10 protein-coding genes are annotated in these 15,669 nt (G+C 67.6%); 6 read left to right on the top strand and 4 right to left on the bottom strand.

Annotation, left to right across the window (positions count from 1 at the left end; translation table 11 throughout):
* Positions 1–64: 64 nt before the first annotated feature.
* Positions 65–1,159: an LLM class flavin-dependent oxidoreductase gene (locus FFI87_RS23030; RefSeq protein ID WP_138848905.1), complete on the bottom strand. Its 1,095-nt coding sequence runs from the start codon at positions 1,157–1,159 to the stop codon at positions 65–67.
* A 52-nt stretch (positions 1,160–1,211) separates the two neighbouring features.
* On the bottom strand, positions 1,212–2,177 hold the full coding sequence (locus FFI87_RS23025; protein ID WP_138848906.1) for an ABC transporter substrate-binding protein: 966 nt from the start codon (positions 2,175–2,177) through the stop codon (positions 1,212–1,214).
* A 369-nt stretch (positions 2,178–2,546) separates the two neighbouring features.
* On the opposite strand from FFI87_RS23025, the gene FFI87_RS23020 reads away from it, so the two are divergent.
* The 3 genes from FFI87_RS23020 to FFI87_RS23010 all read left to right on the top strand — a co-directional run bounded on the left by FFI87_RS23020 (position 2,547) and on the right by FFI87_RS23010 (position 5,834).
* A complete protein-coding gene (locus FFI87_RS23020) occupies positions 2,547–3,464 on the top strand; it encodes a serine aminopeptidase domain-containing protein (RefSeq protein ID WP_138848907.1) in 918 nt (305 codons plus the stop codon).
* Positions 3,461–3,892: a MarR family winged helix-turn-helix transcriptional regulator gene (locus FFI87_RS23015; RefSeq protein ID WP_011658874.1), complete on the top strand. Its 432-nt coding sequence runs from the start codon at positions 3,461–3,463 to the stop codon at positions 3,890–3,892. The genes FFI87_RS23020 and FFI87_RS23015 overlap by 4 nt, the downstream gene beginning before the upstream one ends.
* Positions 3,893–4,391: 499 nt before the next feature.
* A complete protein-coding gene (locus tag FFI87_RS23010; RefSeq protein ID WP_012366110.1) occupies positions 4,392–5,834 on the top strand; it encodes a sialidase family protein in 1,443 nt (480 codons plus the stop codon).
* Between the two features lie 64 nt (positions 5,835–5,898).
* Here the strand turns inward: FFI87_RS23010 and adhP are convergent, their stop codons facing one another.
* Positions 5,899–6,927, bottom strand: a complete 1,029-nt coding sequence (adhP, locus tag FFI87_RS23005) for an alcohol dehydrogenase AdhP (protein WP_138848908.1) — start codon at positions 6,925–6,927, stop codon at positions 5,899–5,901.
* 439 nt (positions 6,928–7,366) lie between these two features.
* Here adhP and FFI87_RS23000 point away from each other — a divergent pair, with 439 nt between their 5' ends.
* The 3 genes from FFI87_RS23000 (at position 7,367) to otsA (ending at position 13,219) form a co-directional block, all read left to right on the top strand.
* A complete protein-coding gene (locus tag FFI87_RS23000) occupies positions 7,367–9,451 on the top strand; it encodes a TonB-dependent receptor (protein ID WP_261378647.1) in 2,085 nt (694 codons plus the stop codon).
* Between the two features lie 411 nt (positions 9,452–9,862).
* Complete coding sequence (locus FFI87_RS22995) at positions 9,863–11,500, top strand: methyl-accepting chemotaxis protein (RefSeq protein WP_138850192.1); 1,638 nt, start codon at positions 9,863–9,865, stop codon at positions 11,498–11,500.
* Positions 11,501–11,812: 312 nt separating this feature from the next.
* Positions 11,813–13,219 (top strand): alpha,alpha-trehalose-phosphate synthase (UDP-forming), encoded by a 1,407-nt coding sequence (otsA, locus tag FFI87_RS22990; protein WP_006753584.1) that lies wholly within the window; start codon positions 11,813–11,815, stop codon positions 13,217–13,219.
* A gap of 104 nt (positions 13,220–13,323) precedes the next feature.
* Here otsA and ftsH read toward each other — a convergent pair whose 3' ends face one another.
* Positions 13,324–15,291 (bottom strand): ATP-dependent zinc metalloprotease FtsH, encoded by a 1,968-nt coding sequence (ftsH, locus tag FFI87_RS22985; RefSeq protein ID WP_138848909.1) that lies wholly within the window; start codon positions 15,289–15,291, stop codon positions 13,324–13,326.
* Positions 15,292–15,669: the final 378 nt, after the last annotated feature.

Below are 15,669 nucleotides of genomic sequence, written 5' to 3'. Positions count from 1 at the left end.
TGAAATCGCCCCGGCGGTCCGCGATCGACATGCCGGGGCGAGACTAAGAATCGGCCGTCGTCGCCTATGCCGTCAGCGCCGCATCCTCCCGGTCGAGTTCCGCGATATGCGCATGAATCGCCGGAATCAGATCGCGCCCATAGGCCAGCGCATCGTCGAGCGGATCGAACCCGCGTATCAGGAACGTCGACACGCCGAGCCGGTAATACGCGCCGAGCGCACGCGCGACCTGTTCGGGCGTGCCGACGAGCGCAGTCGAATTCCAGCGCGCGCCGGTCAGGTTCGCGACGCCCATCCACAACCGCTCGTCGAGCACGTCACCCTGCGCGGCCGCGGCCATCAGCCGCTGCGAACCGGAATTCTGCGGCGCGTGGCCGTCGATCGGCTGGCCGTGCGCGAGGCGTGCCGCCCGCACACGCGCGCGGATCGCCTCGGCCTTCTCCCACGCGGCGGCTTCGGTGCCCGCGACGATTGGCCGGAACGACACGCTGATGCGCGGCACGCGTGCGAACGGCGTCGCGGCGGCCCGCACGCGCGCGATCTGCTCGCGCACCGCGGCGAGCGGCTCGCCCCACGTCATGTAGACGTCCGCGTGCTGACCGGCCACAGCCAGCGCGGCCGGCGACGAGCCGCCGAAATAGATCGGCACGTGCGGCCGCTGCGCGCTTTTCACGACAGGCGACGCCCCGCGCAGCCGGTAGAACGCGCCGTCGTGATCGACCGGCGCGTCGGCGAGCCAGATGCGCTTCAGCACGTCGAGATATTCGCCGGTGCGGCGGTAGCGCGCGTCGTGCGGCACGAAATCGCCGTCGCGCTGCAGGTCGGCATCGTCGCCGCCCGACACGACGTTCAGCGCGAGCCGGCCGCCGCTGAATACATCGAGCGTCGCGATCTGCCGTGCGGCGGCCGACGGCACGATCACACCCGGCCGGTGCGCGAGCAGGATGCGGATTCGTTCGGTCGCGGCGGCCGCGAACGACGCGACGATGAAGCCGTCCGCCGCGTTGCTGAAATGGCCGACCAGGATCTGGTCGAAACCGGCGGCTTCGTGCGCCCGCGCGAAGCGCCGCACATAGTCGGGCTGGACGGCGGCGCCGCCCGGTACGTCGACCTCCGCGCCGGGCGTCGCGGTGATCATGCCGATGATGTCGACAGGCATGTCTGGCTATCCTTCTGGTGGGGAATCGGAATAGGCGGGCTCGGCGGCACCGTCACTGCGCGGCGGCGCTCTTTTGCGCGGGCGCCGCGAACGCGCCCGCATACGAGCGGTCAAGTAGTTTCGCCGTGTCGTACGCGGCCGGAATCACGCCGGCCTTGTGCAGGAAATCGGCGGTGTTCTGCGCATCCTTCGCGGCCGTGTCGTCGACGGGGCCCACCCGCTGGTGCGCGTTGTCGAGCCAGCGGTACGCGACGTCCGGCTCGAGCTTCGCGCGCTTCGCCCACAGGTCCGCGTACTCGCGCGGATGACGGTCGACCCACTGGCGTGCCGCGACCACGCGCTTCAGGAAATCGGTGATCTCCGCCCGCTTGCCGGTTGCCGCCTGCTCGTTCGCCGCGACGAAGCTGAGTGCGGGCATCAGCCCCTGCGCGGTCGTCACGGGCCGTGCGCCCTGCCGCAGCGCGAGCGTGCTGACGAACGGCTCCCACAACGACACGGCGTCGACCGAGCCGTTCGCGAGCGCGTTGGTCGCATCGATCGGCATCAGGTACGCGTACTTGACGGAATCCGCGCGCAGGCCCGCGTGTTCGAGCGCGCGCAGCACGAGCTGCTGGCTCCACGCGCCGCGCCAGACCGCGATCGTCTTGCCCTGCAGGTCGGCCACGGTGCGCACCGGCGAGTGCTTCGGCACGAGGATCGCGACGCCGTCGAGGCTCTGACGCGACACCGCGACCACCTTCACCGGCGCGCCGCGCGCGGCCAGCGTGAGCAGCGCGGAATCGCCGAGGAAGCCGATATCGATCGCGTTGCCGTTCAGGCTCTCGGCAACGGGCGCGGCCGCCTGGAAGTGCTTCCACTCGATCGTGTAAGGCAGGTCCTTCAACACGCCGGACGCCTCCATCGACGCCTGAATGTTGAAGTAGTTCTGTTCACCGACGCGCAGCGTGACGGTGTCTTTCGCGACGCCCGGCTGCGCGGCGAGCGCGAGCAGCAGCGCGGTAACGATTCGGCTCGACAACGTGATCTCCCCGGAGGTTGGCGGGCAGCCGCGCGACGTCGGCGCCCTTTGGCCCGCGCGGCCCGACGGCCGGCGGACAGGATGGAACCGGTGAAGATACGTCGATGCGCTTCATGAGACAAACGCAATATTCTGCTTTGCAAAGATGCAAATAGCTGATGAAACGCGCGGCCTTTCCGTTCCGGCATCGAATGGCATGACCGGCCCGTACCGGCGGGTCATCGTCCCGAAAGGAGGTCCGTGCCGACTCGCCACGTACTCTGCCCGCCGCGAAGTCGCTCGAATGATTCCTCGATAGATATTTCGCGCGCGAAATAATTTTCGCACTATATTTCGCATACGAAATAACTGCCCGACACGAGGACGGTCATGACGCCCGAACCCATCGAGTTTTCCGCCGCCGACGGCTACCCACTGCGTGGCACGCTGTGGTCGCCAGACGCGCCGCCGCGCGCGCTGGTGTTGATCCATCCGGCAACCGCCGTGCCGGAACGGCTGTACGCGGGCTTCGCGCGCTTCCTGACCGAGCGCGGCTTCGCGGCGCTGACCTACAACTATCGCGGCATCGGCGCGTCGCGGCCCGCGCGGCTGAGCGCGCTGCAGGCCCGCATGCGCGACTGGGTCGAGCTCGACGTCGGCGCCGCGATCGCGTGGGCACGCGAGACATACGAAGGACTGCCGCTGCTGGCGGTCGGGCACAGCGTCGGCGGGCATGCGATCGGGTTGTCGGCCGGCACCGCGCACCTGCGCGCGGCCGTGCTCGTCGCCGCGCACGCGGGCAGCACGCGGCTGATTTCCCGCACGGCGGAGCGGCTGAAGGTACGGCTGATCCTGCGCGTGCTCGGCCCGCTCGCGTCCGCGCTGCTCGGCTACGTGCCCGGCAAGCGGCTCGGGCTCGGCGAGGACCTCCCCGTCGGCGTGTTCCGCGAATGGAGCCGCTGGACCACGCTGCCGCGCTACTTCTTCGACGATCCGACGCTCGGTGCGGCCGAGCGCTTCTCGAAGCAGCAGTTGCCGATTCTCGCGCTCGGCTTCGACGACGATCCGTGGGCGAACCCGCCCGCGATCGACCTGCTGGTAAGCTACCTGACCCGCGCGGCCGTCGAACGCCGCCAGATCGATCCGCACGCCGCGGGCAGCGGGCCGGTCGGGCACATGGGCTTCTTCCGCAGCCGGCCCGGCGCCGTGCTATGGCCCGCGGTCGCCGACTGGCTCGCGCAGGCGCTCGACGCGCCGCGCGAGGCGGCCCGCCCGTCCCTTTCCATTGCTGCCGGGAACCAAGCTTGAGCGAAGACCGACGACTGTTTTTCCTGTTGAACATCGGCCAGCGGCGCGTGCAGCGCTGGGTCGACCGCAAGGCCGAGACCGATTCGCGCGCCAGCGCCGCGCAGGCCGGCGTGCTGTTCTGCCTCGCGAAGCAAGATGGTGCGCTGATCGGTGAAGTCGGCGCGGCGCTGCAACTGGCGCCGTCCGCGATGACCGGGCTCGCAGACCGGATGGCGAAGGCCGGCCTGCTCGCGCGTCACGCCGATTCGGACGACGGGCGCGCCACGCGCCTGTTCCTGACCGACGAAGGTCACGCGGCGCTCAAGCGTGCGCGTGTGGTGTTGCGCGAGTTGAACGGCAAGCTGTGCGACGGATTTTCCGACGCGGAACTCGACGTCGTCGCGCGCTGGCTGCACGCATTGCAGGACCGTTTTCCGGCTGAGCGCTGAACGGCGCGCACAACGCGTCACGTCAGTCACGCAACACCACCCCGCATCGATACGACACGCCCCATCCGCCGCGATCGAAAGCGATTGCGATTCGCATTTTCGCTTCGTTTTCCGCACCAATACTGCGGCAAATTTTGCGTTCCGGACGTGCCGCTTCGGCAACGCTTTCCGGCTACGCTCTGTTACAAAAAATTGCCTCCCGCGCCGCATGGGGATCGCCTACATTGCAATCCACTTCGCTGCATTCGCCGTATGCACCGACCTGCCTTCCTGTCGGGTCCGCATTGCAGGCTCTACCCGACAAGCAATGAAAACGAAGAGGAGTCTTGACCGACGTGCTGGCGGCATCCAGCACACGCGGATTGCGATGACCGAAACGGCTTCCTGAACGCCCCGACCCGACGCGTTGCACGGCACTCTTTGTCGCTGCGCACCGATGCGCGTCGCATCGTCGTGCCGTGCCCGGCCATCGCGGCCGCATGTCAACGAGGAGTAGTCCATGCGACGTACGATCGTGTCCCACTCGCTTGTCACCCGCCTGTCCGCCGTGATGGCGATGGCCGCCGCCGCCGCGGCGCACGCAGAACCCGTGGTCGTGTCCGGCCCGAGTCCATTCGCCGCCTGCACCATCGGCGGCCCCGGCACGAACTACGTGAACGCCGAGGTCGAACCGTGGCTGTCGGTCAACCCGGCTAACCCGACCAACATGATCGCCGTGTGGCAGCAGGACCGCTGGTCGAACGGCGGCGCCCACGGGCTCGTCGCCGGCTACACGTTCGACGGCGGCGCGACCTGGGCGCGCACGCCGCAGCCGTTCAGCGCATGCGCGCCGGGCGGGCTCAAGTACGAGCGCGCGTCCGATCCGTGGGTGTCGTTCGGGCCGGACGGCACCGCATATTCGGTGTCGATCTCGTTCAACCAGTCGAACAACAGCAATGCGGTCGGGGCTTCGGTATCGACCGACGGCGGACAGACATGGAGCAGCCCGGCCGTGCTGATCGCGAACGACGAGCCGACGACGCAGTTCTTCAACGACAAGGAATCGGTGACGGCGAATCCGGTGAAGGCCGGCACCGCCTATGCCGTATGGGACCGCCTCGAGCTGCCGAACGGCAACCCGTACGCGAACCTGCACACCGCGGCATACCGCGGGCCGACGCTCTTCTCGAAGACGGTCGACGGCGGCAAGACGTGGACCAAAGCGCGGGTCATCGTCCACGTGCCGGCGCGTCAGCAGACGATCGGCAACCAGATCGTCGTCGATCCGAAAACGGGCACGCTGTACAACTTCTTCGACCTGATCCAGCCGCCGTTCAGCAAGGCCGCCGGCAAGGTCGCGTTCATCAAGTCGACCGACGACGGCGCGACCTGGACGCAACCGCAGGTGATCGCCGGGCTGCAGACGGTCGGCGTGACCGATCCGAACACCGGCGAACCGGTGCGCAGCGGCGACATCATTCCGGAACCCGCGATCGATCCCGCATCGGGGCAGCTCTACGTCGTCTGGCAGGACAGCCGCTTCAACGGCGGCAAGTACGACGAGATCGCGCTCTCGACGTCGAAGGACGGCGGCGCGAGCTGGAGTGCGCCGCTGCAGGTGAACACGCCGACCGGGCGCCCCGCGTTCAATCCGTCGGTGCGCGTCGACAATGCAGGCTCGGTGATGGTGACCTACTACGACTTCCGCGATCTGCAGGCCGGCAACACGACGACGCTGCCGACCGGCTTCTGGCGCAAGATCTCGCATGACGACGGCGCCACGTTCGCCGACGAGCGGCGCGTCGGCGGCCCGTTCGACATGAAGCTCGCGCCGAACGCGGAGGGCTTCTTCATCGGCGATTACCAGGGGCTCGACGTGCTGCCGTCGTCGTCGTTCCATCCGCTGTTCGTGCAGACCAACAGCAACCTGACGAACCGCACCGACGTGTTCTTCGCGCCGTGATGCGCGCGTGAGCGCCGCGCTGCCGCGACGTCCCGCGCGTCGCGGCAGCGTGCCCGAGTGCGCGTCAATGCATGTCGGTCAGCACGACGCGACCGTCGATCCGGCCTTCGCGCAGCCGCGCGAATATGTCGTTGATGTTGCCGAGCCGGTCGCGATGGATATGCGCGCGCACCAGGCCATCCGCCGCGAAATCGAGCGATTCCTGCAGGTCGCGCCGTGTGCCGACGATCGAGCCGCGCACCGTGATGCCGTTCAGCACGGTCGAGAAGATCGGCAACGGGAAATCGCCGGGCGGCAAGCCGTTGAGTGCCACCGTGCCGCCGCGCCGCACCATCCCGAGCGCCTGCGCGAACGCGCTGCGCGACACGGCCGTGACCAGCACGCCGTGCGCCCCGCCGATCTCCTTCTGGATGACCTTCGCCGGATCGTCGACCGATGCATCGATCGTCAGTTGCGCGCCAAGCTGGCGCGCGAGTTCGAGCTTCGCCGGTGACACGTCGATCGCCGCGACGTGCAGGCCCATCGCGCGCGCGTATTGCACCGCCACGTGGCCGAGGCCGCCAATGCCCGAAATCGCGAGCCACTGGCCCGGGCGCGTGTCGGTGACGCGGATGCCCTTGTAGACCGTCACGCCCGCGCACAGGATCGGCGCGATCTCGTCGAACGCAACCTGCGCCGGCAGATGGCCGACGTAGTCGGGATCGGCCAGCACGTATTCGGCATAGCTGCCGTTGACCGAATAGCCGGTGTTCTGCTGCCCATGGCAAAGGGTTTCCCAGCCGGTGTGGCAGTACTCGCAGTGACCGCATGCCGTGTAGAGCCAGGGCACGCCGACGCGGTCGCCCTCGCGTACGTGCGTGACGCCCGCCCCGACCGCCGCGACGATGCCCACGCCTTCGTGTCCGGGAATGAACGGCAGCGTCGGCTTCACGGGCCAGTCGCCGTCGGCGGCATGCAGGTCGGTGTGGCACACGCCCGACGCCTTGATGTTGACGAGGATCTGGCCCGCGCCCGGCGTCGGGACCGGCACTTCCTCGATGCGCAACGGTTCGCCGAATGCGTGTACCACGGCCGCTTTCATTGTTTGTGTCACGAGTCGCTCCTGGGTGGTCGATGATCCGGCCAGTATCCGGACTCGAAACCGGAGCGCCTTGATACGCATCAACGGGGCGGGAAACGCGCGCGATGATGGCGCATTCGTCGCGAAACATGCGGCGCGGGCGGCCGGTGTCGGTACCGGTTCGACGCGCCTTTTGCCAACGCAGCCAGTTCGGCCGTTGGTCGGAAACCCTTCGGCATACCACCGTTTCGCTTGGAATTCGAAATGATATAACATATCATTTCGCGTTCTCGTCCACCTGAAGCACCTGGACCCGTTTCTATCCGGGTGGCCGAGTGACGCCGAGTCATGTCCGGACGGGTCATAGCGGGGCCACTACGCGCCGCTGACGCAACAATATATCGTATCCTGTCGTGACCCGCATGGCTCGCTTTCCGATCCGATCCAACCTAAACCAACCGATTCACCGACCATGCGCGACCTCCCTCGTCTACCGCTTCGCCCGCTCTCGCCCCTTTCGCTGATGCTGCTTGCCGCCGTCGCGCACGCGCAGGCCGATACGGCCGCCCAGCCAACTTCAACCCCGACGCAGACCACGCCGCTCGCGCCGATCTTCGTGACCGCGAACCCGCTGGGCGACACCCAATTGATCGCACCGACCGCGCAACTGTCCGGCGACGCGCTGACGCGCCGCCAGGCCGATTCGCTCGGCGAGACGCTCAACGGCCTGCCCGGCGTGTCGACCACTACCTACGGGCCGATGGTCGGCCGTCCGATCATCCGCGGGATGGACGGCGACCGGATCCGGCTGCTGCAGAACGGCGTCGCCGCCTACGACGCATCGTCGCTGTCGTACGACCACGCGGTGCCGCAGGACCCGCTGTCGATCGAGCGCGTCGAGATCGTGCGTGGACCGGCCGCGCTGCTGTACGGCGGCAACGCGGTCGGCGGCGTCGTCAACACGATCGACAACCGGATTCCGCGCGAGGCGATCGAAGGCGTGACGGGTGCGCTGGATGCGCGCTACGGCGGCGCGAACTCGGTGCGCGCGGGCGCCGCGCAGGTCGAAGGCGGCAACGGCCGCTTCGCGTTCCATGTCGACGCATTCGACCGCGAGGCCAGCAAGCTGCGGATTCCCGGCTATGCGCGCAGCGGCGCGCAACGCGCGATCGACGGCCCGGACACGCCGCAGCCGTACGGCAACGTACCGAACAGCGACGGCCGCGTGCACGGCGGCGCCGCCGGCGCGTCGTACACGTGGGCCGACGGTTTCGCGGGCCTGTCGTACAGCGGCTACGAATCGAACTACGGCTCCGTCGCCGAGGACGACGTGCGCCTGCGCATGCGCCAGGAACGGCTCGCGTTCGCGTCCGAGGTGCGCAACCTGAACGGCCCGTTCACGAAGCTGAAGTTCGACTTCGCGTACACCGACTATCGCCACAAGGAAGTCGACAACGGCGAGACGGCGACCACCTTCCGCAACCGCGGCTACGAAGCGCGCATCGAGGCGCGGCATCGCAGGATCGGCCCGTTCGAAGGCGCGATCGGCGTGCAGTTCGGCCGGAACACGTTCTCGGCGCTCGGCGATGAACTGCTCGTGCCGTCGACGCGCACGAACAGCGTCGCGCTGTTCGGCCTCGAGGAATGGCAGGTCGACCCGGCGCTGAAGCTGAGCCTCGGCGGGCGCCTCGAGCACGTGAAGGTCGATCCCGATCCGGCCGGCGTCGAGAAATTCGCGGGCGCGCAGCCGCGCGACTTCAACGCCGGCAGCGTATCGGCCGGCGCCCTCTTCTCGCTGACGCCCGTGTGGTCGGTCGCGGCGAACGTCGCCTACACGGAGCGTGCGCCGACCTTCTACGAGCTGTACTCGAACGGCCCGCACGACGCGACCGGCCAGTTCCTGATCGGCAACCCGAACGCGTCGAAGGAAAAGGCCGTGTCGACCGACCTGTCGCTGCGCTATGCGAGCGGCCCGAACCGCGGCAGCGTCGGGGTGTTCTACAACCGCTTCTCGAACTACCTGACCGAGTACAACACGGGCCGCGTCGTGGACGACGACGGCGAACCGGTCGCACCGGGCGCCGATGGCTCGCTCAACGAAGCGATCTATCGCGGCGTGCGCGCCGAGTTCTACGGCGTCGAACTCGACGGCAAGTGGCGCGCGTTCTCGCGGCGCGGCCATACGGTCGACCTGGAGTTGACCGCCGACTACACGCATGCGCGCAACGTCGACACCGGCCAGCCGCTGCCGCGCATCGCGCCGCTGCGCGCGACGCTCGCGGCCGACTACGGTTACGGCCCGTTCGGCGCGCGCGCACAGGTCACGCATGCGTGGTCGCAGCACCGCGTGCCCGACAACGACTTTCCGACGGACGGCTACACGTCGCTCGGCGTGATGCTCACGTACAAGTTCCGCGTCGGCGCGACGCACTGGCTCGCGTACCTGCGCGGCGACAACCTGACGAACCAGGAAATCCGCTATGCGACTTCGGTCGTGCGCGGCTTCGCCCCGCAGGGCGGCCGCAGCGTGATGGCCGGCCTGCGCACGACGTTCTGATCGTCGAACGGCCCGCGGCATCGGCCGCGGGGCGTTCGACCGGGGGGGCAATCCATGCGCCCTTCTTACGGGGTCGAATCGCGCGACCGGCCGCGCAAACCAAATGCGCGATTCGCCCGTCAATCAAAAATACAATCACCGATTCGATTTTCTCAATTGCCCGCTGCTTTATTAACTTCCCTGAATGGCCGGTATCGAATTGCGCGTATGAACGCAAAAATCACCGGCAATTCATTTTTTGAGACAGGTCAAAAAAAACGCTTTTCCATCACGGCCTTCCGGCGATGAAAACCCCGTAATCAGGGTTTTGGAAGGGTAAAGAAACACTCGGTATACCCGTTAATGACGGCACGAGCCCATTTCGGGCGAACAATAAAATCCCTTCGCCACCCACTTGCCCAGAGGCAAATCGTGAAAATCGCCAGAATAACCATCAAGGCAAAACTGCTTGGCGGCTTCGGATTGCTCGCCGCGGTCGTCGTGATCGTGTCCGGCATGGCGCTGAAAGCGCTGTCCGACACGAACGACGAGTTCTCCCGGTACATGAACGGCATCAACGCGCGCGCGAACCTGACCGCGCAAATCCGCACGGCGGTCGACCGGCGCGCGATCGCCGCGCGCAACCTGGTGCTGGTGACCACGCCGTCCGACCTTCAGCAGGAACTCGCCGAAGTGCAGCAGGCGCACAAGGACGTGCAGGACGATCTCGCGAAACTGAAGGGCTTGATGGCGAACGGAACCGACGTGACCGATCGCGCGCGCGAACTGGTCGCCGAAATCGCGCGCGTCGAAGCGAGCTACGGGTCCGTCGCGCTGAATATCGTCGGGCTCGCGCAGGCCGGCAAGAAGGACGAAGCAATCGCCGACATCGACAATCGCTGCCGTCCGTTGCTCGCGCAACTGATTCGCGCGACCGATGCGTATGCAACCTATACGCACGAGCGTGAAATCGCGATCGCCCAGGCATTCGCGGATCGCTATGAGACCGGGCGCAACCTGCTGCTGGCCATCTCCCTGATCGCGGTCGCGGTTGCGGTGGGCGGCGGCCTATGGCTGACGCGCAAGATCACGGTGCCGATCGTCGCGGCGGTGGACGTCGCGCGAACGGTGGCCAACGGCGATCTCGGCAGCTGCATCAGCGTGAGCGGCAACGACGAGACGCGCGACCTCCTCGAAGCGCTGGGTACGATGAATACGCGTCTGATCGACATCGTCGGCCGCGTGCGCGATTCGTCGAACAGCATCGCGCACGCGGTGGGTGAAATCGCATCGGGCAACCTCGACCTGAGCCAGCGTACCGAGGAACAGGCCGCATCGCTGCAGGAAACCGCCGCGACGATGGAGGAGTTCACGTCGACGGTGCGCCTGAACGCGGAGAATGCGCAACAGGCGAGCACGCTCGCCGCGAATGCATCGGACGTCGCGCTGCGCGGCAGCTCGGTGGTCGGCCGCGTGGTCGACACGATGACGGAAATCGGCAACCGCTCGTCGAAGATCGCGGACATCACCGGGATCATCGAAGGCATCGCGTTCCAGACCAACATCCTTGCGCTGAACGCGGCCGTCGAAGCCGCGCGCGCGGGCGAACAGGGACGCGGCTTCGCCGTAGTCGCGAGCGAGGTGCGCAGTCTCGCGCAACGTTCGTCGACCGCCGCGAAGGAAATCAAGGAATTGATCGGCGCATCGGTACAGACGATCCAGAACGGTTCCGCGCTCGCGGGCGAAGCCGGCAAGACGATGTCGGACGTGACGCAGGCCGTCGCGCGCGTCACCGATATCATGGGTGAAATCGCGGCGGCATCGGCCGAACAAAGTCGCGGCATCGATCAGGTGAATCTGACGATCACGCAGATGGATGCGACGACGCAGCAGAACGCGGCGCTCGTCGAACAGGCGGCGGCCGCGTCGAAATCGCTCGAGACGCAGGGCCGCGAGCTGTCGCAGACGGTGTCCGCGTTCCGCATGCCGGCCGGCGAAGCTGCGACGTCGGCGCATGCGCGCACGCAGGCGGCCGGCAGCGCGTCGCACTGGCAGGCGGCTACCGTGTAACGCGATCGCGCGTCATGGCGGACATGATGCGCGACGGCCGTTGTCCCACTGCGCAATTTCCGGTCCCGCACACCGAACACACGCACTGACGCGCATCGCGCCCGATGCGAGCCTGCGTTGATCTCGGTCATGCACTTTTAAATCAGCCGAATGACGAGTATCCTAAAAAAGCACTCCACGTTCGGACAGCGAATCGCGTGCCCCTGATTCCCGTCCGTTCGTATCGCGGCCCCATCGCGCCTCGCGTCGATGGCGGCGTCCGCTTCACGCCCTGGCCGCACGAACCTTCCCAAACTATTCGCAGGAGAGCTGGTGAGCCGACTCGTCGTCGTATCCAATCGCATCGCAGATCCCCGTAAAGCCGCGGCCGGCGGGCTGGCCGTGGCCGTGAAAGACAGCCTGCAGGAATCAGGCGGTGTCTGGTTCGGGTGGAGCGGCAGGCTGCGCGGTGAAGACGAACGTACCGCCCAGGGCGACGACGTGCAGATCCAGAACGTCGGCGGCATCCAGCTCGCGACGATCGATCTCGATCCGCAGGATTACGATGCGTACTATCTCGGCTACTCGAACAACGTGCTGTGGCCGGTGTTCCACTACCGGCTCGATCTCGCTCAGTTCGACCGGCGCTTCGCGGACGGCTATCGGCGCGTGAACCAGCTGTTCGCGCGCAAGCTGAGCACGCTGCTGCGCCCCGACGACACCATCTGGGTCCACGACTACCAGTTGATTCCGCTCGCCGCCGAGCTGCGCGCGATGGGCTGCAGGAATCCGATCGGCTTCTTCCTGCACATTCCGATGCCGCCGCCGCCGATCATGGCGGCGATTCCGGAGCACGAGTGGCTGATGCGCTCGCTGTTCGCGTACGACCTCGTCGGCTTCCAGACCGAATCGGACCTGCTGCACTTCGAGCACTACGTCGAGGCGGAAGCCGGTGCCGCACGGCTGCCGGACGGCCGCCTGCACGCGTTCGGCCGCACGCTGTCAGCCGGCGCGTTCCCGATCGGCATCAACGTCGACGAATTCGCGGCGCTCGCGGAGAATCGCGACGGCATCGACATGTTCGAGCGGATGCGCGACGAGTATTCGCGCCGCCAGCTGCTCGTCGGTGTCGACCGGCTCGACTACACGAAGGGGCTGCCGCAACGCGTGCATGCGTTCCGTCAGCTGCTCGAACAGTATCCGGAGAACCGCGATCGCGCGACGCTGATCCAGATCGCCGCGCCGAGCCGCGAGGATCTCGGCGCGTACGACGACCTGCGGCGCGAGATGGACAGCCTGTGCGGCGCGATCAACGGCGACTACGGCGAACTCGAATGGATGCCGATGCGCTACATCCACCGCACGGTCGCGCGCAAGCGCCTGCCGGGCCTCTATCGCGCGAGTCGCGTCGCGCTCGTCACGCCGCTGCGCGACGGGATGAACCTGGTCGCGAAGGAGTTTCTCGCCGCGCAGGACGAGGCCGACCCGGGCGTGCTCGTGCTGTCGCGTTTCGCGGGCGCGGCCGAGCAGCTGAAACCCGCGCTGCTCGTGAATCCATACGACACGCAAGGCACCGCGCAGGCAATCCAGCGCGCGCTCACGATGCCGATCGAGGAACGCCGCCAGCGTCACGACGCGCTGATGGCGATCGTGCGCAAGACCGACGTGCACTGGTGGCGCACGCGCTTTCTCGACGCGCTCACCGAAGCCGCGGAAGTCGCGGCCGCGACCGCGTCCTGACGCACGCTCACACATCGGTCGAGCGCCGCACCGCTCACCTTCTGCACTGCCACCGAAATCGGAATGCGTTAGCAAGCCCGCCAACTGCGGGAGCGATCCCCGCTTCAACGCTCCGGTTCGCGCGGCGGCCCGCATGCGACGAAATCGTGCTCGGCCGCCGACGCCTGCCCCGGCGCATTGACGCCCGTGCACGGCCCGCAATCGATCATCGAAGGCTCGGACGCAGGCACCTCGCGCCCGTCGATCAGCGCCTGCAACGCATCGCGTTCGAGCACCTCGCACGCGAGCAGCCGTCGCGCGATCCGCTCGAGCGCGTCGCGACGTGCGCCGAGCGTCGCCGCGACGCGCGCATGCGCATCGGTCAGCAGCGTATGCACCTCGTCGTCGATCACGCGCGCGGTGTGCTCGCTGCAGCGGCCCTCGCCCGCATGCCATGCACCCGGTATGCCGCTGCGCGCTTCGCCGTCGTCGAAGCTCACCAGCCCGATCTTCTCGCTCATCCCGTACTGCATGACCATGTGGCGCGCCATCGCGGTCGCGCGTTCGAGATCGTTCTGCGCACCGGTCGACACGTCGCCGAACACGAGTTCTTCCGCGACGCGGCCGCCGAGCAGCGCATCGATCCGATCGAGCAGCTCGCTGCGCCGCAGAACGTAGCGATCCTCGGTCGGCACCTGCTGCGTATAGCCGAGCGCGGCCACGCCGCGCGGAATGATCGACACCTTCTTCACCGGGTCGCAATACGCGCGGCTTTCCGCGACGAGCGCGTGACCCGCCTCGTGATACGCGATCGTCAGCTTTTCCTGCGCGTTCATCACGCGGCTCTTGCGCTCGAGGCCCGTCATCGCGCGATCGATCGCTTCGTCGAAGTCATCCATCCCGATCGCCGGCTTGCCGAGGTCGGCCGCATGCAGCGCGGCCTCGTTGACGACGTTCGCGAGATCGGCGCCGACGAAACCCGGCGTGCGCGACGCGAGTTCGCCGAGGTCGACTTCGTCCGCGAGCTTCACGCGCTTCACATGCACGCCGAGGATCTGGCGGCGCCCGTTCACGTCGGGCCGATCGATCGCGATGTGGCGGTCGAAGCGGCCCGGGCGCAGCAGCGCCGGATCGAGAATCTCCGGCCGGTTGGTCGCGGCCATGATGATCACGCCCGTGCCGGCCTGGAAGCCGTCCATCTCGACGAGCAGCTGATTGAGCGTCTGCTCGCGCTCGTCGTTGCCTGACATCGGGCCGACGCCGCGCACCTTGCCGAGCGCATCGAGCTCGTCGACGAACACGATGCACGGCGCCTTCTGCTGCGCCTGCTCGAACAGGTCGCGCACGCGCGCGGCGCCCACGCCGACGAACATCTCGACGAACGCCGAGCCGCTGATCGAGAAGAACGGCACGGCCGCCTCGCCGGCCACCGCGCGCGCGAGCAGCGTCTTGCCGGTGCCGGGCGCGCCGACCACGAGCACGCCCTTCGGGATCTTGCCGCCGAGCCGCTGGTAGCGGTCGGGGTTGCGCAGGAACGCGACGAGCTGCTGCAACTCGGCCTTCGCTTCGTCGATGCCCGCGATGTCGTCGAACGTGATGCCGGTTTCCTGCTGCACGTACACGCGTGCGCGGCTCTTGCCCATCCCGGTGAAGTCCTGCAGCCCGCCGCGCCTGCGCAGCATCAGGTTCCAGATGAACACGAACGCCACGAGCGGCGCCAGCCACGACGCGAGCGACGTGATCCAACCGGTGTCGGACGCGCCGTGAAAGCGGATGCCGGCCGCGCTCAGCGCGTCGATCAGCTGCGGGTCGGTCACGCGGTTGGTGGCGAAGCGCGGCGGCGTGCCGCCCGACTTCACGGCCGCGACTTCGGATGCCGGCAGTATCGCGCCGGCCTGCGGCATCTTCAGCGTGCCCACGATCGACGTCGAACCGATCTCGAGATCGTCGACGAGGCGGGCGTCGACGAGCCGATGGAAATCGCTGTACGCGATCATCGTCGTCTCGGGCCGCAGCATCAGCAACTGCGCGGCAAACAGCACGAAGAAGCCCGCCGCGATCAGTAATCCTGCGTAGTCGAATTTCCTGTCCATGGCATCGAGCCGGCCGGTCGCGCCGTGCGGCGCGCGCTTATGCGTACCCGCGCGCCCCGTCGGCGCGCGGTATCCGCAGCTACGCGCTCACGGACCGCATCCGCGCCATCGTCGCCTCGTTTCGTCGCATGAAAGACACCGCGAACGCGCCGCGTGGCAGCGCTCGCACGGACGTCGCGCCCACAACGCGCCGCCCGTGATTCCAGTCTAGTTCGCGCGCAGGCGTCTCGCATCGTCCGACAAACGCCTTTCATCGACCCCGCTCGCCGCGTTATAGTCGCGTTCGTGACATTTGTGTGACAGTTGGCCTAGCCCCGCGCATCGCCCCCGCGCGACGCCCGCTGTTGCGTCCCGTCCCGCGTCGCAGCCAGCCGTGCG

It is taken from the genome of Burkholderia sp. KBS0801, assembly GCF_005937855.2.
In the GTDB taxonomy this organism is placed as follows: domain Bacteria; phylum Pseudomonadota; class Gammaproteobacteria; order Burkholderiales; family Burkholderiaceae; genus Burkholderia; species Burkholderia ambifaria.
Note: the sequence above shows the minus strand (reverse complement) of the source record. Positions and strands in the feature narration are given on the sequence as shown.

What these genes read in the sequence shown, in the direction of transcription:
- FFI87_RS23030 (WP_138848905.1), bottom strand. Translation starts at nt 1,159, where the DNA reads ATGCCTGTCGACATCATCGGCATGATCACCGCGACGCCCGGCGCGGAG.
- FFI87_RS23020 (WP_138848907.1), top strand. Translation starts at nt 2,547, where the DNA reads ATGACGCCCGAACCCATCGAGTTTTCCGCCGCCGACGGCTACCCACTG.
- FFI87_RS23010 (WP_012366110.1), top strand. Translation starts at nt 4,392, where the DNA reads ATGCGACGTACGATCGTGTCCCACTCGCTTGTCACCCGCCTGTCCGCC.
- FFI87_RS23000 (WP_261378647.1), top strand. Translation starts at nt 7,367, where the DNA reads ATGCGCGACCTCCCTCGTCTACCGCTTCGCCCGCTCTCGCCCCTTTCG.
- ftsH (WP_138848909.1), bottom strand. Translation starts at nt 15,291, where the DNA reads ATGGACAGGAAATTCGACTACGCAGGATTACTGATCGCGGCGGGCTTC.